The following is a 22,100-nucleotide window of genomic DNA, read 5'->3' on the forward strand; positions in this document are numbered from 1 at the left end:
GGCTCCATTCGGAAGACCGCCTGTGACCAAGGCTGCGGGAAAACGCCGTGATCTGCGAAGCTTGTCACCGATCTTAGTAGTTGGGATGGCTCGCTTCATGGCCGGTGAGGACCGTCGCCAAAGCACGCTTCTGCCTCAATGCCTCGATGATTACGTGGCGGCGGACAACCTGATCCGCCTCGTCGACGTCTTCGTCGACGAGCTTGATCTCGCCACCCTGGGGTTTGCCAGAGTCGTGCCTGAGGCGACCGGCCTACGATCCGGCGACGCTGCTCAAGATCTGCCTCAACCGCGTCCCCTCGAGCCGCCGTCTCGAACGCGAGACCCAGCACAACATCGAGTTGATGTGGCTGGCCAGCCGGCTGATGCCCGACTTCAAGACCTTGGCCGACTTCCGCAAGAACAATGGGCCGGCGATCCAGGCCACCTGCGCACAGTTCGTCGTCCTGTGCCGTCGCCTGAACCTGTTCAGCAAGGCGGTGGTCGCGATCGACGGCAGCAAGCTCAAGGCTGTCAACAATCGCGACAAGAACTTCACGGTCGCAAAGGTCGAGGAACGCTTGGCTCAGGTCGAGGCGAGCATCGCGCGCTATCTTGCCGCCCTGGACCGGGCCGACCGCCAGCCGAGTGACGTTGCCGAGGCACGAACGGCACGGATCACTGAGAAGATCGCCGCTCTAAGCGAGCAGATGAAGAATCGGCAAGCGATGCGTCATCAGGTTTCGTTGACCGACCCCAATGCTCGCTCGATGGCCACCAGCGGCAGGGGAACTGGGATTGTCGGCTACAACGTTCAGGCGGCGGTCGATGCCGAGCATGAGCTGATGGTTAACCACGCCGTGACCAACGTCGGCAGCGACCGCGCCCAGCTCGTCCCGCTGGGGCTGCTGGCTCAAGAGGCGACGGGATGCGCCACGCTCACGGTGCTGGCTGACCGGAGCTACCTCAACGGGGGTCGAGTCCCGGCGTGTGAAGACACCGGTCTTCCGCCGTGCGTGGCCAAGACCCTCACTCGGGCCGCGACAAGCTCGGACTCTTTACAGGACAAGATTTTATTTACGATGCCGAGAAGGACTATTACACTTGCCCCGCCGGCCAGCACTTGACTACAGGGGCCGGTCTGACCGCCGGGCCGATGATGACGCCATGGACCACTATTGTAACCCGGCAGCTTGCGCGGACTGCACGCCGGAAACCACGCTGCACATCTGCCAAGACGAGGCGGGTCAAGCGCTGGGTGCACGAGGGCGTGCTCAATGCGATGCAGCAGCGGCTCGACCGGATGCAGGACGCAGTGCCGATCCGTCTCCAGACCGTGGAGCATCCGTTCGTCACGACGAAGGCCTGGATGGGTGCTACCCACTTCCTGACCCGTACGCTGGCAAAGGTCAGAACCGAGATGTGCCTGCAGGGTACGCCTTCAACATGAAGTGGACGATTCAGATCGTTGGGGTTGGAACACAGATTTCGGCGATCCGGGCGTAACCCACCCGTGTACGCGTGTTCGATGCAAGCGCTCGCTCAGCTACTTAACCACCAAAACCGCGTTCTCACACGGCCTGAATCCGAAGCCGCTCCTCCGCCCCCTTGGCGCCCATGTCCGGAAGGCAGCACAATCCGGACCTTCGCTGCGGCGACGTTAACGGTCGGCCGTACCTCGCTTTACATCTGCGCCCCCAGTTCGGTCGAAAGGCGCTCGGCGGCGTCACGTAACCTCGGCGCCAGGAGACTGGCCCGCTCGATGCTGAGGCGTGAGGACGGGCCGGACAGCGCGAGGGCTCCGATCAGCCGGCGTCCGGCACCGAAGATAGGCATCGCCATGGATGCGACGTGCGGATCGGTGATCCCTGAGGTGTAGAGCGGCAGCTCGGGCGCCGCTGCCGGGTCCACCCGATCGCCGAAGGTTGCCAGCACCTGGGCGATGGCCGATTGGTCCATCGGCCGCATGTCCCCCGGCCGGACGTTCATGCGCAGAGGATAGGGCGAGTCGGCCCGGAACAGGCACAGCCGCTGATTGCCGCGGCGAATATAGAACGAGGCCGTCTCCATCGACTCGGCGGCCAGGCGCTCCAGCACCGGCACCACCCGTTCCTCCAGCGCGAAGGATTGCTGGTAGACCGAGCCGATCCGCGCCGCCTCGACGCCAAGACGATAGCGTCCGTCGTCCAGCCGCTCGATGAGGCCGAACCTCTCGAGCGAGATGCACAGCCGCATGATGGTGCTCTTCACGAGCTCCGTGCGCCGGGCGAGCTCGTTGAGTTCGAGCGCGTCGTCGCCGCGCTGGAACGCGGTCAGGACGGTCAGCACCCGCTCGGCCGAGGCGACGCCTTCGAGCTTGGGTCTCGGTCGGGCCTCTTTCGACATTCGTCTCACGCTCACCGGTCTCGAGGGCTGGCAGTCGCCTCCCTTAGCGGCGCGGCGCGCCGCCGCCAAACCGTCAGCCCTGACGCTCCCCCCTGCGGCATCCACGCTGGATTCGGCACGCTTGACCCGTCCATACGATAACGCTACTCAAAATGAAACGCCGTTGCAAAACGGTAGGGAGCAAGCGTCATGACACGGGCAGGACCGGCACGGCCGGATTTCACGCCGCCGGACTTGGTCGATGAGCAGGTGCTGCATCGCAAGATGATGTGGCGCATCCTGCCGTTCCTTTTCGTCTGCTACGTGATCAGCTACCTCGACCGCGTGAATGTCGGCTTCGCCGCGCTGACGATGAACAAGGATATCGGTCTCTCGGCGACGGCCTTCGGCGTCGGCGCTGGCCTGTTCTTCTTGGGCTATTTTATCGCCGAGATCCCAAGCAATCTGATCATGATGCGCGTCGGGGCCCGGTTCTGGATCGCCCGGATCATGATCACCTGGGGGCTGGTCTCGGCGGCGACCGCCTTCGTCACAGGCCCGGTGCAGTTCGGCATCGCGCGCTTCCTCTTGGGCCTGGGCGAGGCCGGGTTCGTGCCTGGCGTGTTCCTGTACCTAAGCCTATGGTTCCCCTCCGCGGTGCGAGCCCGCGCCACCGCCCTGTTCCTGCTCGGCATCCCGGTCGCCAACATCGTCGGCTCGCCGATCTCCGGCGCGCTGATCCAGCTCGAAGGGCTCGGTCTCAAGGGCTGGCAGTGGCTCTTGGTTCTCGAGGCGGTGCCGGCGGTGGCTCTGGGCATCGCCTGCCTCTACGTTCTGACCGACCGGCCCGAGAAGGCGGCCTGGCTGTCGCCGGCGGAGCGCGACGCCCTCGTCGCCAAGCTCGCGGCCGAGAAGGCCGCGATCGAGCAGAAGCACAAGATGACGCTGGCCCAGGCGTTGCGGAACTGGCGCGTCCTGATGCTCGCCTGCATCAACTTCTGCGCCATCGTCGGCTCGCTCGGCATCGGCCTGTGGCTGCCGCAGATCATCAAGCAGTTGGGCTTGGCCACCTCCCTCGTCGGCGTAGTGACCGCGATCCCCTATGTCTGCGGCGCGGTGGCGATGGTGGTGTGGGGCCGGATGTCGGATCGCGGCAGCGACCGGACGATCTACCCGGCGATCTCGCTCTTCGTCGGTGCGGCGGCGCTGGTGGCGAGCGCCTTTACCCCGATGCCGGTCCCTACCATCGCGGCGCTCTGCTTGGCGGTGATGGGCATCAACGCGTTCGTCGCCACCTTCTGGGCTGTGCCGTCGAGCTTCCTCACTGGACGGGCGGCGGCCGGCGGGATCGCCATGATCGTCTCGATCGGCAATCTCGGCGGCTTTGCCGGGCCGTACATGATCGGTCTCGTGCGTGACCTCACGGGCGGGTTCACCGCGCCGCTCGTCGCCGTCGGCGCCTGCCTGCTCGCCGGTGCGGTCCTGATGCTCGCCTTTGGCCGGAGGGGCCGCCGCGCCGACTTGGCCGTCGCGGTCGCGGCCTGATCCGAGAGGTTGGCCTCCATGATCCCGCGCCTCGCACCCGGGCCCGAGACCGCACCGCTCCACGCGACCTTCTGTGCCGAATTGCGTGTGCGGGGCTTTGCCGGAGACCTGTCGCTTTTGCAGTCTGACCGCACTGTGCTGGCGACCGACAACTCGATCTACCAACTCGTCCCGCAGGCGATCGCCTTCCCGCGAGACCGCGACGACCTCGTGCGGATCGCCAGGTTGCTCTCCGAGGACCGCTTCACCGCGATGCGGATCGCGCCCCGGGGTGGGGGCACCGGCACCAACGGCCAGTCCCTCACCGACGGGATCGTGGTCGACCTGTCGCGGCACATGAACCGGATCCTGGCGATCGATCCGCAAGCCCGCACGGTCCGGGTCGAGGCAGGCGTGGTTAAGGACCAGCTCAACGCGGCGCTCAAACCCCACGGGCTGTTCTTCGCTCCCGAGCTCTCGACCTCGAACCGCGCCACGATCGGCGGCATGATCTCGACCGACGCCTGCGGCCAGGGCTCGTGCCTCTACGGCAAGACCCGCGACCACGTGCTGGCCCTGACCACGATCCTCTCCGACGGCACGGTCTGGCACTCCGAGCCTCTCGATGATGCGGAGCTCGCGGTGGTGCAGGCGCGGCCCGACCGGGCCGGGGCCATCCACCGCGAGGTCGACCGGATCGAGTGCGAGAACACCGCGCTGATCGCCGGGATTTTCCCGCCCCTGAACCGTTGCCTCACTGGCTACGATCTCGCCCATATCCGGCGCGCCGACGGGCGTTTCGACCTCAACGCGGTCCTGTGCGGCTCGGAGGGCACGCTCGGCTTCCTGGCGGAGGCCACGCTCAACGTCCTGCCGCTGCCGAGCCATGTGGCCCTGGTCATCCTGCGCTACAGCAGCTTCGACGCGGCCTTGCGCGACGCGCGGACACTCGCCGATCTCGCGCCGGCCTCGATCGAGACCGTCGATTCGAAGGTGCTGGCGCTGGCTCAGGGCGATCCGATCTGGGACGGCGTCGCCGCCTTCTTCCCCGAAGATGAGGGCGAGCGGGCCCGCGGCGTCAACCTCGTCGAGTTCGTCGGCGGCAGCGAGGAGGAGGTCGTCACTGCGCTCGCCCGCCTCACCGCCACGCTCGACGCAAACGGACCGGCCGTAGGACGGCGCGGCTACACTGTGGCGCGGGCTGGAGCCGATGTCAGCTGCATCTGGACCATGCGCAAGAAGGCGGTCGGCCTTCTCGGCAACCAGAAGGGCGAGGCGCGCCCGATCGCCTTCGTGGAGGACACGGCGGTTCCGCCGGAGAACCTCGCCGACTTCATCGCCGAGTTCCGGGCCGTTCTCGACCGGCACGGCCTCGACTACGGCATGTTCGGTCACGTCGATGCGGGCGTGCTCCACGTCCGCCCGGTGATCGACATGAAGGCGCCTGGAGCCGAAGCCCTGGTGCGCGCAGTCACAGAGGAGGTCGTCGGGCTGACGCAAGCCCATGGCGGCCTTCTCTGGGGCGAGCATGGCAAGGGCGTGCGCTCCGAGTTCTCGCCGCAGGTATTCGGCCCGCTCTACCCGGTGCTCCAGGCGGTGAAGGCCGCCTTCGATCCGAGGAACCAGTTCAACCCGGGGAAGATCGCGGCGCCGGAGGGGGCTGCGCTGCTCACCATCGACGGCGTGCCGACCAAGGGCGGATACGATCGGACGATCCCGGCCGAGATGCGGGCGGGTTACGACGAGGCCCTGCACTGTAACGGCAACGGCGCCTGCTTTTCCTGGGACCCCGACGAGGCGATGTGCCCGTCCTGGAAGGGCACGCGCGAGCGCCGGCACTCGCCGAAGGGCCGCGCCCAGCTGATGCGCGAGTGGCTGCGCCGGCTCGCCGCCCAGGGGATCGATCCGCTGGCGGAGGCGCGCGCGCTCCGCGCTAACCCGGGCTGGCGCGGGTTCCCGGCCCGCCTCGCCGCCACCCTGCGGCGGCGCGACAACGACTTCTCGCACGACGTGCACGAGGCGATGGCCGGGTGCCTGGCCTGCAAGTCATGCACGGGCCTGTGCCCGATCAAGGTCGACGTCCCGACCTTCCGGGCGAAGTTCCTCGAACTCTATCACGGCCGCTACCTGCGGCCACTTCGCCATCATGCCATCGCGGCGCTGGAGCCGCTCGCGCCCTGGCTCGCCAGGGCCCCGCGTCTTGTCAATGCCGCGATGGCGCTCGGGGCGGGGAGGGCGGTCGGCCTCGTTCACGCACCGGTCCTGTCCGGGCTCGATCTCGGGCGCGAGACGGCGCGGCGCGGCGTGGCCTTAGCCGATGCGGAGATCCTGGCGCGGCTCTCGCCGGCCGAGCGGCTATCGAGCGTGATCGTGGTGCAGGACGCCTTCACGAGCCACTACGACACGCCGGTCCTGCTGGCGCTCCTCGACCTGCTGTTGGGCTTGGGCATCCGGCCCTGGCTCGCGCCCTTCCGCCCGAACGGTAAGCCACTGCACGTCCACGGCTTCCTGGGGGCGTTCGAGCGGGTCGCGGCACGGAACGCCGAGGGTCTCTGCCGGATCGCCGCGACCGGCGTGCCCCTCGTTGGTCTCGATCCGTCGATGACCCTCACCTACCGCTCCGAGTACAAGCAGGCTCTGCCGGGACGCGACCTGCCGCAGGTCGTGCTGGTGCAGGAATGGCTCGCCGCGCGCCTTGATGCCGGCGTGGCTGTTCCAGACGGAGAACCCTACGGGCTCTTGCCGCACTGCACCGAGCGGGCGACCGCGCCACTCGCCGTGGCCGCCTGGACGCGGGTCTTCCAGGCCTTTGGGTTGACACTCGCGGTCCTGCCCTCGGGCTGCTGCGGCATGGCCGGCACCTACGGTCACGAGGCCGAAAACCGGGCGACCTCCGAGCGCATCTACGCCCTGAGCTGGGCGAAGCCCGTGGCCGAGAAGGGCGGGACCGGCCGCCTCCTCGCCGACGGCTATTCCTGCCGCTCGCAAGCCAAGATCGTCGACGGCGTGCGGCTGCCTCACCCAGTCGAGATCCTGCGCGACCGCCTCGCGACCGAGATCCCCGTGCCCCGCCTTAGGTGAGCGGCGCACTGACCCCGACATCAGAGGAGCTTATCATGCAGGAATCCAACATGACGGAGCGCACGCAATTTCGGTTCGGCCTCGTCGGCTACGGCGAGATTGGCAGCACCCTCGGTGCCGGCCTGCGCGGGGCCGGCCTCGAGCACATCGCCTGCTACGACAAGTACGCCTTCGAGGGGCCCTATGCCGACCTGATCCAGGGCCGGGCGCGGGAGGCCGGCGTCACCCTGGTGCGCTCGAACGCCGAACTCGCCGAGGCCGCCGACTTGATCGTGAGCGTGACGCCGGGCGTCTCCTCGCTCGAGAGCGCCGAGGCTTTCGCGCCGGTGCTGACGAACCGGCACACCTTCCTCGACTTCGCCTCCGCCACCCCGAAGGTGAAGCAGGGCGTCGCCGAGCGGCTGTCGGCCACCGGCGCGCTCCTCGGCGACGGTGCGATCGAGGGTACGCCGCTTCACGGCTATTCCATGCGCATGCTGTCGAGCGGCCCGGCCGGCGAGCCGGTGCGCGATCTGCTGGTGCCCTGGGGCATGCAGATCGCCTTCATGGGTCCGGTGCTCGGCACGGCGTCCGGCATCAAGATCCTGCGCTCGGTGTTGATCAAGGGCATCGAGGCCCTGCACGACGAGATGCTGCTCGCCGCCCGCCAGTACGGCATCGACGAGGTGGTGCTCGCCTCGGCTTCCAAGACCCTGGACCGTCCCTGGATGGATACGGTGAAGAGCCTGACCCCGTCGGGCGTCATCCACGCCAAGCGCCGGGCCGAGGAGTTGGAGATGTCGGCCGAGGCGGTCGCCGATTCCGGTGTCGAGCCGATCATGGCTCGGGCGATCGCCCAGCGCCTGCGCTGGAAGGAGAGCCTGGGGCTGAAGGACCATTTCAAGGGCATCGTACCCGCCACCTATCAGGAGGCGCTGGACGCGATGGTCGAGAAGGCGGGCCTGAAGTCTGCCGACAAAGGGTAAGCGGCCGCTCGGCGCGAGACCGAATGTCCAGTGCAGTTTATCCCGATTTTCCACCTCATCCTGAGACGTAAATCCATCTTTGATGGATTGATATCGAAAGATAGCTCTAGAATTATCGATGATACGTGGAGCCCTCCTTCGAATTCGGCCAATCGTTGATCGGTCAACAACTCAGGATGAGGTCGCGGGTGGGATGAACGACGCGACCCCAACATCACATCATCCGGAGTAATTCCATGTCTATCGGCTTCAAGATCCATCCCCGCGCCCGCACGGTTGATGCCGCCACGGTCGAGAAGTTCAAGGCGATCGCGGTCGCCAACATCAGCGACTCGATGGGGCGCATGACGCATGGCGGGCCGCGGCTTCGGCCGATGCATGCCGGCGGCGTGCTCTGCGGCGTCGCTCTGACCGTCAAGGCGCGCCCGGGCGACAACCTGATGGTCCATGCCGCCCTCAACCGCGTGAAGCCCGGTGACGTCATCGTCGTCGATGCAGGCGGCGACCTGACCAACGCGATCCTTGGCGAGCTCATGCTCTCGCATGCCCACCAGGTCGGCTGCGCGGGCGTGATCGTCCACGGCGCCGTCCGCGACTTCGGTTGGATCAAGGCGAACTCCTTCCCGGTCTACGCCGCCGGCGTGACCCATCGTGGGCCCTACAAGAGCGGTCCCGGCGAGGTGAACTGCACGATCGCCATCGACGGGATGGTGATCGAGCCCGGCGACCTGATCGTCGGCGACGACGACGGCTTCGTCTGCGTGCCGTACGACCTCACGGAAAAGGTTTTCGCCGCGGCCGACAAGAAGCAGCAGGGCGAGGCCAAGACCATGGCGGCGATCAAGGCCGGCACCGTCGACCGCTCGTGGGTCGAGCGCGAGCTCGAGAAGGCTGGCTGCGAAGGCCTCTGACCGACAAGCAAGAATAGACAAACGGCAAAAAATCGACAGACGGGAGGACGGGACGTGAGCGCCACAGCAGACGAGCCGCAGACCCTCGAAGCAACGACCATGCGCCGGGTGATCCTCCGGCTCGTGCCGTTCCTGATGGTCTGCTACTTCTTCGCCCTGCTCGACCGGGTGAACGTGGGCTTCGCCGCCCTCCAGATGAACCAGGATCTCGGGCTGACGCCTGCGATGTTCGGCTTCGCCGCGAGCCTGTTCTTCATCTCGTACTTCCTGGTCGAGGTGCCGAGCAACCTGGCGCTCCAGCGCGTCGGGGCGCGACGCTGGATCGCCCGGATCATGATCACCTGGGGGCTCGTCACCATGGGCATGGCGCTCGTGACCGGGCCGCACTCGCTGTACGTCATGCGCTTCGTGCTCGGTGCGGCGGAGGCTGGGTTCTTCCCGGGGGCGATCCTCTACCTCACCTACTGGCTGCCGAGCCGGTACCGGGCCCGCGTGCTCGCCACCTTCACGGTCTCTATCCCGCTCGCCACCTTCCTCGGCTCGCCGCTCTCGGTCTCGCTGCTGGAGCTGCACGGCCTGTTCGGTCTCAAGGGCTGGCAATGGCTGTTCGTGCTGGAGGGGCTGCCGACGGTGCTGCTCGGCTTCGCCTGCCTGTTCGTGCTGACCGACAAGCCGAAGGACGCGACCTGGCTCGAGCCCGCACAGCGCGATTGGCTGGTCTCCCGCCTCGCCGAGGAGGCGGCGGGCAAGACCCCCGTCGGCCACATCTCGCTCTGGGGGCTGATGCGCAACAAGTACTTCCTCACCATGGCGCTGGTCTGCGCCGGCGCCTCGGCCACCGGCAGCACGCTCTCGGTCTGGCAGCCGCAGATCATCAAGTCGTTCGGGCTCACCAACCTCCAGACCGGCTTCGTCAACTCGGTGCCCTACGGCATCGCCACTGTCCTGATGATCCTGTGGGGCCGCCACTCGGACCGCCGGGCCGAGCGTACCTGGCACACCGCGATCCCGCTGCTGCTCGCTGGCCTCGGCCTCGCCGCCCTCAACCTCGCGGGCGGCATCACGATGACGATCGTCGCGGTGTCGTTCGCCCTCGTCGGCACCTACGCGTTCAAGGGGCCGTTCTGGGCGCTCTCGGCCGGCTGGCTCTCGGCCGGCACCCTGGCGGCGGGGCTCGCCGGCATCAACGCCATCGCCAACCTGATCGGCGGCGGGCTGATGGTGAACGTCGTCGGCCTGGTGAAGACCGCGACCGGCAGCTTCGCGCTGGGCCTTCTCCCGGTAGCGCTCCTCGACCTGGCGGCCGCCGTCAGCGTCGTGGTGATCAGCCGCTCGCATGCCCGCTCCGTGCGAGCGCAGGCGGTCCCGGCCTGATCGCGCGGTCCCAACCTTTTCGAGGCACCCGATGTTCTTCTGTTCGCCGCCAGCCGTCACGGCCGAGATCTTCACCCGCCTGCCGGACCACTACCGCACGCGGAAACCCACGGCCTGGGCCAACGCCAACCGGGGCGGCGAGGCGATCGATTCCTTCCTCGAAGGTCCGGTTTTCGACCGGCAGGGCCGGCTCTACGTCACCGACATCCCGCATGGCCGCATCTTCCGGATCGCACCGGACGGAACCTGGGACCTCGTCGCAGAGTATGACGGCTGGCCGAACGGTCTGAAGATCCACCGCGACGGGCGGATCTTCATCACCTGCTACAAGAACGGCCTCCTGCTGCTCGATCCGGATGCGGGATCGGTGACGCCGTTCCTTGAGACCGCGGGCTCGGAGGGTTTCCGGGGCGTCAACGACCTGACCTTCGCGGAGAACGGCGACCTCTACTTCACCGACCAGGGCCAGACCGGCCTCCAGGACCCGACCGGCCGGGTCTACCGCCTGCGCCCCTCCGGCGATCTGACCTGTCTGATCGACACCGTGCCGAGCCCCAACGGGATCGTGGTCGACACCGCGATGAAGAACCTGTTCGTTGCGGTGACCCGGGCGCAGCAGATCTGGCGCATCCCGCTTGGGACGAGCGGGCTGGTCTCGAAGGTCGGGGTGTTCGCGCAGCTTCATGGTGGAATGGGTGGGCCGGACGGAATCGCGCTCGACGAGGAAGGCTGCCTGATCGTCGCCCATACCGGCTTCGGCTCGATCTGGCGCCTGTCGCCGGTGGCCGAGCCGCTGCTGCGGGTGAGGTCGCCGGCCGGCATCTCGACCACCAACGTCGCGTATGGCGGGCCCGATCGAAAGACCCTGTTCATCACCGAATCCGCCACCGGCAGCATCCTCGCGGTCCCGATGCCGGCCCCCGGCCAGCCCCTCTTCTCCCACGCCTGAGCGAGACGATGAGCACGATGACGCGGCGCGACCACCTCGCGCTTCTAGCAACCGGCTCTTTGGCGGCCGGCTTCGCTCTCGGCGGCACGCCGGCCGCGGCGCAGGCCGGGCGCTGGTCTGCGGGCACCGACAAGCCCCGGATCGCCGTGCCGGCGAACGCCACCGACTGCCACCACCACATCTACGATGCCCGCTTCCCCCCGGCACCGGCCGCGACGCTGCGACCGCCGGATGCGAGCATCGAGGATTACCGCGCGCTCCAGCGTCGGCTCGGCCTCACCCGCAACGTCGTGGTGCAGCCCTCGACCTACGGAACCGACAACCGGCTGCTGGTCGAATCGGTGAAGGCCTTCGGGCCGAGGGCGCGGGGCGTCGCGATGCTCGACGCGAACGTCACCCCGGAGGAGCTGCGCCGCCTCGACGAGGCCGGCATCCGCGGCGTGCGCTTCGGGACGCGGCTGCCCGGGGGCGCCCCGATCACCGATCTCGAACCGGTCGCCCGCAAGATCGCCGATCTCGGCTGGCACATCCAGCTCGTCTCCGAGGGCGAAAAGATCGTCGAGCTGCGTGAGGTGCTGGAGCGACTGCCGGTCCCGGTGGTGTTCGATCACATGGGCCACCTGCCCGAGCCCGCCGGGCCCGATCATCCGGCCTTCCGGGTGATCGCCGACCTGATTGGGAACCGCGGCGCCTGGGTCAAGCTCACCGGCGCCTACATCCTGTCGAAGTCCGGCCCGCCCTTTTACGCCGATCGCGGCCGGCTCGCCCGCGCCTATGTCGCGCTCGCGCCCGAGCGGCTGGTCTGGGGCTCCGACTGGCCACACCCGACCGCGCCGGCCGACGCCAAGCCCGACGATGCCGGCCTTCTCGACCTCCTGGCGGACTGGGCGCCCGATCCGGCCGTACTGGCCAGGATCCTCGTTACGAACCCGGCCCGGCTCTACGGTTTCTGAGCCCGGCCACCAATTGTCAGTGGGAGGACTTGACGTGAGGAACTTCGACCTGTCGCGGCGCACCGTCCTGCGAGCCGCTGGATTCGGCGCGGCTGCGGCCATGAGGCTGCGGGGCGGTCCCGCCCTCGCGCAGGGCGCCGTTCCGTTCTCCGCCGGCACCGAGCCGCCGAAGACCGAGGTGCCGCCGAACGCCTGCGACTCGCACATCCACATCTTCTCGACGCGCTTTCCCGCCTCAGCCCACTGGAAGGGCCAGCCGGTCGCCGACAGCGACGTTCCGGCCTACCGCCTGTTCCAGAAGCGGATCGGGACGAGCCGCACCGTCGTCGTAACCCCCTCGACCTACGGCATCGACAACCGTGCGACCTTCGACGGGGTGGCGCAGCTCGGGCCCTCCGCCCGCGCCGTCGTGGTCGTCGACCTCGACGTGACGGAGGCGGAGCTGAAGGATATGGCCGCCCGCGGCGCGGTCGGCATCCGGGTCAACTTCGTGACCCCGCAATCCTGGGGCGCCACGACGGCGGAGCGGCTGGAGACGATGGCCCGCAAGGTCCATCCCCTCGGCTGGCACGTCCAGGTCTACATGACCGGCGACCAGATCGCCGACCATGCCGAGGTGCTGGCGCGCCTGCCGACCCCGCTCGTCATCGACCACCTCGCCCGCCTGCTGCCCGGGCAGGGGCTGAGCCACCGAGCCGTCCCGGTCGTCCGCAAGCTCCTCGACGACGGGCAGACCTGGATGAAGCTGTCGGGCGCCTACCTCAACACCACGAGCGGCCCGCTGGCCTACGCGGACGCGAGCGAGGTCGCCCGGCTCTTTGCGAAGGCGGCGCCGGAGCGGATGGTCTGGGGCAGCGACTGGCCACATCGCGGCGAGAAGCACATGCCGGACGATGCTGGCCTGTTCGACCTTCTCGCCGACTGGGCTCCGAGCGAGGCCGCGCGGCGGCGCATCCTCGTCGAAAACCCGGCGACGCTTTACGGCTTCGGCAGGTCCTGAGCGGCGAGCCCTCAACGAGGCGTGGGATCCTGAAATCCCGCGCCGCTGCACGACCGGTACCGGGCCGACGGTCGAGGGACAGTCGCGGGTTTCGGCGGTGCAATCTCGCCTCAGGCTCGGCAACATCCGAGCTCGAGGCGCGCGATCGGCCGATTGTCGAGATCCGCTATCAAACGTCGAGCAGCCATCCCCAGGGCAATCGTCGAAGGTCTGGAAATGGCGCATAGTCCGCATAAAAAATGAGAGTATGTCACTCTATGATCGATCACCGGGGCTTCGGTTAGAGGGAAACCACCAGCGGTGTTCACGTCGGCTTGGCCATTGCGCGAAGGGCGGGGCCCTCGAAGCTCTTGGACGGTATCCTAACGTGCCGAAGGGCAGCCATAGAAGCTATGTCCAATCAGTAGGGCAAGAGATCTCAAGCTTCGACCTCTCATGACGTATCTGGGCGATGGAACTCGTAATCCTGCAGCCATGCAGCGACAGGGCATGATCCCGGCGGCGTTCGGCAGGGGTGGCTCCCGTCATGCGGATGCCGGCCTCGCCCCGGTGTTCGAAGTCGTCGGCTCCGTCGCGGCTCCTTGCGATCCGGTGATGGAGAGGGAGACCTCTGACGGCGAGACCGCGATGCGGGCGAGCATCGCGGTCTCGAGCGGCCGTCGAGGCAGGAACTCGGGCAGGAACCGTCTCAGATAGGCGATGGTCGCTGCCGTCGCCTCCTGGCGGTAATGCTCCGTGATGCATCCATGCCGGCCGTAGGAGAGCGCCCAGATGCCATCCATCGCCGCAGCGGCGATTTCCAGGAAGGTCACGAAACCGGGGATCGGCGACATCTGGAAGTAGGCCTCGAACATCCGGGCGCGGCTCAGCGCGATGCGGGCATTGCCGGTGAGGTCGGCATTGCGCACCGCGACGCTGACGCCGGCGCCGAGGAACAGCCGCAGGGCCGCCGGCCGTCCGTTCTGGAACTCCGCCGCGCGCCGGTGCTTGCGGTCGAGCAACTCCTGCCAGGTCTGCGGTTCGGGATCGGTCAGCACCTCGATCGAGCGCCGGTAGATCTCTTCGTTGAAGCGGAGCGCCAGCGCCTCGAAGGCCGCGTTGCGGTTGGGGAAGAAGTGGTAGACCGACGGCAGGGGTACGCCCGACGCCGCGGCGATGTCGGCCAGGCTGATATCCGTAGCGCTGCGCTCGGCGAGCAAGCCCTCGGTCGCATCGAGGATGAGGGCGGCACGCGCCTGACCGCGCCGGCGCATCGGCCGGGCGGCCTGTCCGACCATCGGTTCCTGTTCCATCGCGGGCTGGATCGCACCCCTGCGCCGGAACGCCCCGGCCGGGCCAGATTGGGTCATCGATCCTGCATCGACGCAAGGGCATCGTCGACCATCCCTCTGGCGGCGCGCTGTCCGGGCTTCGGGATCGGCAACGACGCCGACCCCGACGCGCAGATCGGCGTTCCGGCGAGGCCGCCTATTTCGTCAGCCAAGCCGTCCAGCGGGCGCGTAAGCGCTCACGGTTGTCGCCGATCCACTTGAAGTCCGGGTCGACGAGGCCGGCATAGTTCGCCGGCTCGGTCGCGAACAGCGTCTGCTCGTCCGCGGGCAGGCCGGCGAGCCCCTTCGACGACGACGTGGCGTAGCCGACCGCGCGCATGAAGGCGGGGTGGCTCTCGGAGACCTGATAGAAGTAGTCGATGAACCGCAGCGCACCCTTGGGGTTCGGGGCGCCCTTGAGGATCGCGAAGTAGCCGGTGTCGCGCAGCGCCCCGTCCCAGGCCATGGCGAAGGGGGCCCCGTCCTTGATCGTGGCGAGCGACCGCCCGGAATAGGACATGGTCATCACCACCTCGCCGTCGCGCATGATCTGCTGGACTTGGTTGCCGGTCTTCCACCACACGGCGACGTGGGGCCGGATCTGGTCGAGCTTGGCGTAGGCGCGATCGAGGTCGAGGGGGAACAGCTTGTCCTTCGGCACGCCGTCGGCGAGCAGGGCCACCGCGGGCACCCACCAGTCGCGATCGCCGGTATCGGGCAGGCCGCGAGGCCCGGGGAAATCCTTGACGTTCCAGAAATCGGCCCAGCTCTTCGGTACCCGCCCGCCGAAAGCGGTCTTGTTGTAGGTCAGCACCATGCCGCCCGTGGTGCGCGCTACGCCCTTCGGCTGGCAGGCGTCGGGTAACCCGAATTCCTTGACGTGGGCGAGCTCGCCACAGGGGATGTCCATCAGCATGTCGGCGCGGCTGACGAGGTCGGGCCCGGTCGCCGTGACGATGTCAAACTCGATGCGCTTCGTCCGCACCATGCCCTCGGCGCGGGCCCACTGGTCCGGCACCTCGATGTCGAAGGGCACGATCTCGGTGCCGGTCGCCTTGGCGAAGGGACGGTAGACCAGCTTCTCGAGGGTGTTGCGCATCAGCCCGCCGGTGGTGGCGATCACCACCTCGTCGGCGCCGGCAGCCGGCAGCGCCGTGGCCAAGGTGGCGGCGAGCGTGGCGACGACAATCCGTTTCAGCGTCACGAGTGACCTCCCGTCGGTGCCGGGCGAGGGGCCCGGATCCCTCTCATGCGAATTTCGGCCGATCGCTTCGCGATGCGGATTACGACTTCGATCCGGCGTCGCGCGGGCTTGTGATCCGGCATCCGGAATCGATCTTCGGGAAGCTGGATCAGTCTCCCGCCGGTGCCGGGTTCGCCCGGCTCAGCCGGCGCAGCAGCGCGGCGCTGACCAGGACGGTGACCGACAGTCCGGTCAGCAGCACGGCGATCGCCGGGATGACCGGCGTCAGGTTCTGCTCGATGTCGTCGAACATCATCCGCGGCAGGGTCTTGTCGCGGATGCCGGCGAGGAAGAAGGCCACGACCGGCTCGTCGAACGAGATGATGAAAGCGAACAGCCCTCCCGACACCACGTTGGGTAGGATCAGCGGCAGTGTCACCGACCGGAAGGCGGTGAAGCGCGAGGCGCCGCAGATCATCGCCGCGTCCTCGAGACCCGGGTCGACGCTCGCCAGCGCCGCCGTCACGGTGAGCACGACGAACGGCATCGCGATGACCGCGTGCGCCAGCACGTAACCGAGGCGGGTGCCGCCGAGACCGGTCTGCTGGAAGAACAGGTAGAGCGCCACCGCCAGCGCGATGTGCGGCACGACGATCGGCCCGACGAGCAGCGCACGGAACGCCGTGCCGATCGCGCCCGCACCGCGTAAGGTGGCGTAGGCCGCCATGGTGCCGATGAGCGTCGCGAGGAGCGCGGTCGCGGCAGCGATCTCCAGACTGAACCGCAGGGCCTCCATCCAGCGCCGGTCGTCGAAGAACTCGTGGAACCACTGCGTGGTGAAGCCCTTCGGCGGGAAGGCGAGGTAGGTAGTCTCGCTGAACGCCATCGGCAGGACGATCAGAATCGGCAGCAGCACGAAGGCGAGGATCGCGGCGACCGCCACGTCGAGGAGCCGCGGCCTCATGCCCGGGCTCCCATCAGCCGGTCGAACCGGAATAGCCGGCCGAAGGCGAGGGTGATGCCGGTGACAAACAGGGTCAGGACGCCGACGAGGGCTGCGGCGAACGGCCAGTCGAGGGTCTCGCGGATCTGCTGCGAGATCAGCGTTGCGATCATCATCTCCTGCGGCGAGCCGAGGAGCGAGGGCGTGATGAAGTAGCCGAGCGCCGACAGAAAGACGAGGATGAACCCGCCGGTCACGCCGGGCAGCGCCAGCGGCAGCGTCACCTCGCGAAAGGCCCGGACCGGCCCCGCGCCGCAGATCGCGGCGGCCCGGGTGAGGTCGGTCGGGATGTTGCGGAGCGCGCCGTAGATCGGCAGGACCATGAACGGCATCAGCACGTGGGTCATCGCCACCACCACGGCCCCTTGCGTGTAGAGCAGCTTGACCGGGGTATCGGTGACGCCGAGCCCGGTAAGGAGGCTGTTCACCAGGCCGTTGCGCTGGAGCAGCACCGCCCAGGCGGCGGTGCGCACTAGCACCGAGGACCAGAACGGCAGGAGGATGCAGGCGGTGATCAGCGCGAGCTTCGGCCCCTTGGACCGGGCCATCAGGGTGGCGACCGGGAAAGCCAGGACCAGGGACAGCAGGCTGACGAGGAGTGCGATGCGCAACGTCCGAAGCAGCACCGTGGCGTAGACCGGGTTCTGGAACACCCGGGCGTAGTTGGACAGCCCCGGCTGCGGCTCTGTGATCGAGATCGCGATCAGGCTCATCAGCGGGTAAAGGAAGGCGAAGACCAGCAGCGAGAAGAACGGTAGCATCAGGCCGACGATCGCCGCCTTCGACATCCGTCGCCCGCGGGCTCGGAAGAAGCCGGGGGTGACGACATCGTTTGCCGCGGGGCCCACCGTCACCGGACCGGTTCGTGCGGCGCTGGTTGGTGCGGCAGTCATGGCGCCTCGTCCGGATAGAGCAGGGCCGCACCGGGCGGGACGACGAGCCCGACGCGGTCGCCAGGGGCGAGCGGCGGCAAGGCGGCGCTCGGCGCGCGCGCCCTGACCTGTGCGCCGTCGTCGAGCGTTGCGATCACGAGGGTGCCGGCCCCGCCATAGACCACGTCGGTGACGATGGCCGGCAGGGCGTCCGGCCGGTCCGGCGCGGCGACGGCGATGCGCTCCGGCCGCACCGCGAGGATCGCCGGCCCGGGCGGCACGGGCGAGACCGCCGCCTCCGCATCGAGGGCCAGCGCTCGGCCGGCGATGCGCGCCGCGCACCCGTCCCAGGCGGTGGGGATCCGGTTCATGTCGCCGATGAAGCCGGCTGCGAACAGGTTGGCGGGCCGCTCGTAGAGCGTGCGGGCCGGCGCGATCTGTTGTACGCGCCCGGCCCGCAGGATCGCGACCCGGTCGGCCATCGTCAGCGCCTCGCCCTGGTCGTGGGTGACGAACACGATGGTGATGCCGAGCTCGGCATGCAGCCGCTTGATCTCGATCTGCATCTCCTCGCGCAAGTTCTTGTCGAGAGCCGAGAGCGGCTCGTCCATCAGGAGCACGCGGGGACGGTAGACGATGGCGCGGGCGAGCGCGACGCGCTGCTGCTGGCCGCCCGAGAGCTGGCGCGGCATCCGCGCCCCGAACCCCGAGAGCCGCACCACCTCCAAGGCCGCCTCGGCGCGGGCCCGCCGCTCGGCCCGTCCGATGCCGCGCATCTTGAGCGGGAAGGCGACGTTGTCGGTGACGCTGAGGTGCGGGAACAGCGTGTAGTGCTGGAACACCATGCCGATGTTGCGCCTGTGCGGCGGCAACTGCGTGCAATCCTCGCCCCCGATCAGGATCCGCCCGGCATCCGGCAGGTCGAACCCGGCGAGGCTCATCAGCACGGTTGACTTGCCCGAGCCGGAAGGGCCGAGAAGGGCGATGAACTCGCCCGCGGCGATCTCGAGCGAGACGTCGTCGACGGCGACGACCGATCCGAAGCGGCGGGTCAGCCCGCGGATGCTGATTGCCGCACCCGTCGTCGCTGCGGTCACGCCCGGCCCTCCCGCGATGGCTCCGATGGCGAGCATGCCGTGTCCTCTCGGCTGAGGCGATAGCGCATTGAAGCCGAAATTAGCCGAATTTCAAAGCATGATTTTTGAGGCAAGGCGCCCGTAGGATGGGCAAAACCGCGAAAGATCGATCCCGAGCACGCGATCGCCGTGGAGACGACGCTTCGACGCTCCACGTTATTCAGGGGGGGGGGTAAAGCGCAGCACAGAAGCCGGAACTCAGGCGAAGCAGGACGAAACCGAAGACCCTCTGCATGATACCCCACTGACGGTAATTCTGAATCCCGGGCTGCGTCGTGCGGCTCCGGGATGACAGGGAGGATCCAGCCTCCTCGAGAGCAGGTGAGACCGCCGATTCAGTACGAGGGCGGTCGAATTCCCATCGGACGGTCCTGCCGGGCTGCCGCCTTACCGATCCTCGCGACCCCGGACATAACCGAATTTTATATGACTTTCTTCGTGGGTTTCGCTTGACATCCCCGGGCTTCGGCGGATGCTTCGGCTCTCCGATGGCGGTCGTGGAATGCCGGCGACGCCGAGCGCGAAGGATCCTGTCCGATGCCGAGCGTGGTCGAGGCCCCCGGGGCGATGGGCGATGCGGGCCTGCGGGCCCGGGCCGCCCGGGTCATCCCGGGCGGGATGTGGGGCCATCAGCGCGCGGCGGCGGTGCCGCGGGGCTACCCGCAATTCTTTGTCGGCGGGGAGGGCGCCATCGTCGAGGACGCGGACGGGCGCCGCTTCATCGACTTCATGTGCGCCTGGGGTCCGATCATCCTCGGCCACCGCCATCCGGCGGTGTCGGAGGCGGTCCGGCGCGAGCTGGAGCGCGGCGATTGCCTCGACGGTCCGACGCCCCATGCGGTGGAGCTTGCCGAGACCCTGGTGGCGACGATCCCGCACGCCGACTGGGCGATGTTCCAAAAGAACGGCTCGGACGCGATGACGACCTGCGTGACCCTTGCCCGCGCCGGGACCGGGCGCCGCAAGGTGCTGGTCGCCCGCGGTGCCTATCACGGCGCGGTACCGTGGTGCTCGCCCTCGCTCGTCGGCGTCACCGCGGAGGACCGCGTCCACCTTGTTCATTACCGCTACAACGACGTCGCGAGCCTGGACGAGGCGGTGGCCCGAGCCGGCGACGACCTCGCGGCGATCCTGGTCTCGGCCTTCCGGCACGATATCGGCCAGGCACAGGAGTTGCCGACCCGCGCCTTCGCGGCGGCGGCGCGGGCAGCCTGCGACCGGGCCGGAGCGGCGCTCGTCGTCGACGACGTGCGGGCGGGGTTCCGGCTCGACCTCGGCGGCAGCTGGGAGCGGGTCGGCGTCCGGCCCGACCTCGCGGGATATTCCAAGGCGATCGCCAACGGCCAGCCGCTCGCCGCCGTGACCGGCACCGAGCGGTTCCGCGAGGCCGCCTCCACGGTCTTCGTCACCGGCTCGTTCTGGTATGCCGGCGCACCGATGGCGGCGGCGATCGCGACGCTCAAGGAACTGACGCGTGTCGACGCCCCCCGGGTGCTGGAGGCCGCGGGCTCGCGCTTCCGCGACGGCCTCTTGGAGCAGGCCGCGCGCCACGGGTTGGCTCTCGACATCACTGGCCCGCCGGCGATGCCCGTGATGCTGTTTCGCGACGATCCCGAGGCGGCCCTCGGCGAAGCCTTCTGCCTGGAGGCCCTGCAGCGCGGCGTCTACCTCCACCACCGCCACAACCTGTTCCTGTCCCTCGCCCACACGCCGGTGGTGATCGACCGGGCGCTCGAAGGGACGGAGGGTGCCTTTGCGGCTCTCGCCCGGTCGCGGACCGCCTGAGCCGACAACGACGCGACCCCGAACCGGAGCCCAGGACATGACAAAGCCCCCCTTCGTCCATCCGGAGAACGGGTCCCACGCGGTCAAGCCCTGGGCGGTGCGCAAGGGCCATGCCGACGAGCACTTTCTATCGGACTACCGCTTCCAGTTCCCGCGCGAGGACCCGGACCTCGCCGAGGTCTTCGTCTGCACCGACCGGATGTCGTTCGATCCGGGCGAGACGGTGGCGTTCTACGGATCGACCACCGCAGAGACCTGGTCAATCCAGATCTATCGCGACGGCTTCAAGCCCGTGATGGTGCACGAGGTCTTCGATCTGCCCGGCAGCTTCACCAAGACCTCCGAGACCGCCTACCGGGACGGCGTCGACTGGCCGGTGGTCCATTCCTGGACGATCCCCCACGGCACCCGGTCCGGCCTCTACCGCGTGGTCTCGACCTGCCGGCGCAAGGACGGCGAGCGCTTCGTCCAGCACCATTTCGTGGTCGTGCGGCCGACGAAGGCGACGCGCTCAGGCCGCATCCTCCTGATGCTCGCGACCGGCACTTGGACCGCCTACAACGACTGGGGCGGCGCCAACCATTACTTCGGCACCTGGGGGCCGAACCGGAACGAGGGCTCGCCGATCCTGAGCCTGAAGCGGCCCTGGACCCGCGGCATGCTCTGGCTCCCCAAGGGCGCGGCCCGCATCACCGTCTCGCCGCTTCCGGACATGAACGACGTCACCCGCTATCCCTCGAAGGAGTGGGGCTATTCCGGCGGCTGGGGCCAGTACTACGCCGCTGCCGGCTGGGCCCAGTTCGACCGCCACTTCGCCGTCTGGGCCGAGAGCGAAGGCTACGCCTTCGATATCGTCACCCAGACCGACCTACATCTCCGGCCTGAGATCCTCGACGACTATTCCTGCCTCGTGACCTGCGGCCATGACGAGTACTGGTCGTGGGAGATGCGCAGGTCCGTCGAGGCCTTCGTCGAGCGGGGCGGGGGCTTCGCCCGGTTCGGCGGCAACTTCCTGTGGCAGATCCGGCTCGAGGAGGACGGCGCCCGGCAGATCTGCTGGAAGTTCAAGGCGCCGACCATGGACCCGGTGCGCGACGATCCGGCATCGCGGCACCTGCTGACGGCGTCGTGGGAGAGCGGCGGCGTCGCCTGGCCCGGCGCCTCGACGGTCGGCGTCAACGGTTGCCATGGGATGTATGCCAGCTGGGGCGGGTTCGCGCCCCGCGGCTCGCGCGGCTTCACGGTCTACCGCCCCGAGCACTGGGCCTTCGCCGGGACCGACCTGCGCTACGCCGACGTGTTCGGGGCCGAGGCTGGCATCTTCGGCTACGAGGTCGACGGGCTCGACTACACCTTCCGCCAGGGCCTGCCCTACCCGGTGCCGGCGCCGGGCGTTCCGGACAACATCGAGATCCTGGCGATGAGCCCGGCGGTGCTGTTCGAGTACGAGCACGAGGGCGAGGGCACGCGCTACTACGTGCGCGACGGCGACCTCAACGGCCTCGCCGAACTCGCGGCCGATGCGTATCCGGTCGCGCGGCGCAAGTTTCAGTATGGGTCGGGCATGCTGGTCGGCATGCCGCGCGGCAAGGGCGAGGTGCTGACCGCCGGCTCATGCGAGTGGATCATGGGCCTCACCCGCCACGACCCTTTCACGCAAGCCGTCACCCGCAACGCTCTCGACCGGTTCTCGGGCAAGGCGGAGGCTTGA

Annotated in this window: 16 protein-coding genes and 1 pseudogene; 11 read left to right on the forward strand and 6 right to left on the reverse strand. The window is 68.4% G+C overall.

Annotated elements, in window-relative coordinates:
- The first annotated feature begins 85 nt into the window (after window positions 1-85).
- A pseudogene (locus BMX97_RS16345) lies at window positions 86-1,485 on the forward strand (IS1182 family transposase).
- A gap of 177 nt (window positions 1,486-1,662) precedes the next feature.
- Here BMX97_RS16345 and BMX97_RS16350 read toward each other — a convergent pair.
- Window positions 1,663-2,364, reverse strand: a complete 702-nt coding sequence (locus BMX97_RS16350) for an IclR family transcriptional regulator (protein WP_091752207.1) — start codon at window positions 2,362-2,364, stop codon at window positions 1,663-1,665.
- A gap of 189 nt (window positions 2,365-2,553) precedes the next feature.
- On the opposite strand from BMX97_RS16350, the gene BMX97_RS16355 reads away from it, so the two are divergent.
- The 8 genes from BMX97_RS16355 (at window position 2,554) to BMX97_RS16390 (ending at window position 13,100) form a co-directional block, all read left to right on the forward strand.
- Window positions 2,554-3,888 (forward strand): MFS transporter, encoded by a 1,335-nt coding sequence (locus BMX97_RS16355; RefSeq protein ID WP_091752210.1) that lies wholly within the window; start codon window positions 2,554-2,556, stop codon window positions 3,886-3,888.
- 18 nt (window positions 3,889-3,906) lie between these two features.
- Window positions 3,907-6,948 carry a D-2-hydroxyglutarate dehydrogenase YdiJ gene (locus BMX97_RS16360; protein WP_091752213.1) on the forward strand — a complete coding sequence of 1,014 codons (3,042 nt, stop codon included), beginning with the start codon at window positions 3,907-3,909 and terminating at the stop codon, window positions 6,946-6,948.
- Window positions 6,949-6,998: 50 nt separating this feature from the next.
- Window positions 6,999-7,913: a DUF1932 domain-containing protein gene (locus tag BMX97_RS16365; RefSeq protein WP_091752563.1), complete on the forward strand. Its 915-nt coding sequence runs from the start codon at window positions 6,999-7,001 to the stop codon at window positions 7,911-7,913.
- Between the two features lie 236 nt (window positions 7,914-8,149).
- Entirely contained in the window at window positions 8,150-8,824 is a 675-nt protein-coding gene (locus BMX97_RS16370) for an RraA family protein (protein WP_091752215.1), read from the forward strand.
- A 99-nt stretch (window positions 8,825-8,923) separates the two neighbouring features.
- Entirely contained in the window at window positions 8,924-10,198 is a 1,275-nt protein-coding gene (locus BMX97_RS16375) for an MFS transporter (protein ID WP_091752218.1), read from the forward strand.
- A gap of 31 nt (window positions 10,199-10,229) precedes the next feature.
- The gene (locus tag BMX97_RS16380) at window positions 10,230-11,147 is read left to right on the forward strand and encodes an SMP-30/gluconolactonase/LRE family protein (protein WP_091752221.1); all 918 of its coding nucleotides are present in this window, start codon (window positions 10,230-10,232) and stop codon (window positions 11,145-11,147) included.
- A gap of 8 nt (window positions 11,148-11,155) precedes the next feature.
- The gene (locus BMX97_RS16385; protein WP_210187642.1) at window positions 11,156-12,100 is read left to right on the forward strand and encodes an amidohydrolase family protein; all 945 of its coding nucleotides are present in this window, start codon (window positions 11,156-11,158) and stop codon (window positions 12,098-12,100) included.
- A 34-nt stretch (window positions 12,101-12,134) separates the two neighbouring features.
- Window positions 12,135-13,100, forward strand: a complete 966-nt coding sequence (locus BMX97_RS16390) for an amidohydrolase family protein (RefSeq protein ID WP_091752227.1) — start codon at window positions 12,135-12,137, stop codon at window positions 13,098-13,100.
- 524 nt (window positions 13,101-13,624) lie between these two features.
- On the opposite strand, the gene BMX97_RS16395 is transcribed toward BMX97_RS16390, so the two are convergent.
- From BMX97_RS16395 to BMX97_RS16415, 5 genes are all read right to left on the reverse strand, one after another.
- On the reverse strand, window positions 13,625-14,392 hold the full coding sequence (locus tag BMX97_RS16395) for a TetR/AcrR family transcriptional regulator (RefSeq protein WP_177202254.1): 768 nt from the start codon (window positions 14,390-14,392) through the stop codon (window positions 13,625-13,627).
- 175 nt (window positions 14,393-14,567) lie between these two features.
- Window positions 14,568-15,614, reverse strand: a complete 1,047-nt coding sequence (locus BMX97_RS16400; protein WP_244538461.1) for an extracellular solute-binding protein — start codon at window positions 15,612-15,614, stop codon at window positions 14,568-14,570.
- Between the two features lie 148 nt (window positions 15,615-15,762).
- Window positions 15,763-16,557, reverse strand: a complete 795-nt coding sequence (locus BMX97_RS16405; RefSeq protein ID WP_091752242.1) for an ABC transporter permease — start codon at window positions 16,555-16,557, stop codon at window positions 15,763-15,765.
- The gene (locus BMX97_RS16410; RefSeq protein WP_244538462.1) at window positions 16,554-17,384 is read right to left on the reverse strand and encodes an ABC transporter permease; all 831 of its coding nucleotides are present in this window, start codon (window positions 17,382-17,384) and stop codon (window positions 16,554-16,556) included. Before BMX97_RS16410 ends, BMX97_RS16405 begins: the two co-directional genes overlap by 4 nt.
- A 101-nt stretch (window positions 17,385-17,485) precedes the next feature.
- Window positions 17,486-18,565, reverse strand: coding sequence for an ABC transporter ATP-binding protein (locus BMX97_RS16415; protein ID WP_244538463.1), 1,080 nt, complete (start codon window positions 18,563-18,565; stop codon window positions 17,486-17,488).
- 576 nt (window positions 18,566-19,141) lie between these two features.
- On the opposite strand from BMX97_RS16415, the gene BMX97_RS16420 reads away from it, so the two are divergent.
- Together BMX97_RS16420 and BMX97_RS16425 are read left to right on the forward strand one after the other, a co-directional pair.
- Window positions 19,142-20,389 carry an aminotransferase class III-fold pyridoxal phosphate-dependent enzyme gene (locus BMX97_RS16420; RefSeq protein WP_091752259.1) on the forward strand — a complete coding sequence of 416 codons (1,248 nt, stop codon included), beginning with the start codon at window positions 19,142-19,144 and terminating at the stop codon, window positions 20,387-20,389.
- Between the two features lie 37 nt (window positions 20,390-20,426).
- Complete coding sequence (locus BMX97_RS16425; RefSeq protein ID WP_091752265.1) at window positions 20,427-22,100, forward strand: N,N-dimethylformamidase beta subunit family domain-containing protein; 1,674 nt, start codon at window positions 20,427-20,429, stop codon at window positions 22,098-22,100.

Source organism: Methylobacterium sp. ap11, assembly GCF_900110515.1.
Classification (GTDB): Bacteria; Pseudomonadota; Alphaproteobacteria; order Rhizobiales; family Beijerinckiaceae; genus Methylobacterium; species Methylobacterium ajmalii.

Coding starts and splice junctions, on each gene's coding strand:
- BMX97_RS16355 (WP_091752210.1), top strand. CDS start 2,554: ATGACACGGGCAGGACCGGCACGGCCGGATTTCACGCCGCCGGACTTG.
- BMX97_RS16365 (WP_091752563.1), top strand. CDS start 6,999: ATGACGGAGCGCACGCAATTTCGGTTCGGCCTCGTCGGCTACGGCGAG.
- BMX97_RS16395 (WP_177202254.1), bottom strand. CDS start 14,392: ATGGAACAGGAACCGATGGTCGGACAGGCCGCCCGGCCGATGCGCCGG.
- BMX97_RS16405 (WP_091752242.1), bottom strand. CDS start 16,557: ATGAGGCCGCGGCTCCTCGACGTGGCGGTCGCCGCGATCCTCGCCTTC.
- BMX97_RS16375 (WP_091752218.1), top strand. CDS start 8,924: ATGCGCCGGGTGATCCTCCGGCTCGTGCCGTTCCTGATGGTCTGCTAC.
- BMX97_RS16410 (WP_244538462.1), bottom strand. CDS start 17,384: ATGTCGAAGGCGGCGATCGTCGGCCTGATGCTACCGTTCTTCTCGCTG.
- BMX97_RS16370 (WP_091752215.1), top strand. CDS start 8,150: ATGTCTATCGGCTTCAAGATCCATCCCCGCGCCCGCACGGTTGATGCC.
- BMX97_RS16350 (WP_091752207.1), bottom strand. CDS start 2,364: ATGTCGAAAGAGGCCCGACCGAGACCCAAGCTCGAAGGCGTCGCCTCG.
- BMX97_RS16380 (WP_091752221.1), top strand. CDS start 10,230: ATGTTCTTCTGTTCGCCGCCAGCCGTCACGGCCGAGATCTTCACCCGC.
- BMX97_RS16385 (WP_210187642.1), top strand. CDS start 11,156: ATGAGCACGATGACGCGGCGCGACCACCTCGCGCTTCTAGCAACCGGC.
- BMX97_RS16360 (WP_091752213.1), top strand. CDS start 3,907: ATGATCCCGCGCCTCGCACCCGGGCCCGAGACCGCACCGCTCCACGCG.
- BMX97_RS16425 (WP_091752265.1), top strand. CDS start 20,427: ATGACAAAGCCCCCCTTCGTCCATCCGGAGAACGGGTCCCACGCGGTC.
- BMX97_RS16420 (WP_091752259.1), top strand. CDS start 19,142: ATGCCGAGCGTGGTCGAGGCCCCCGGGGCGATGGGCGATGCGGGCCTG.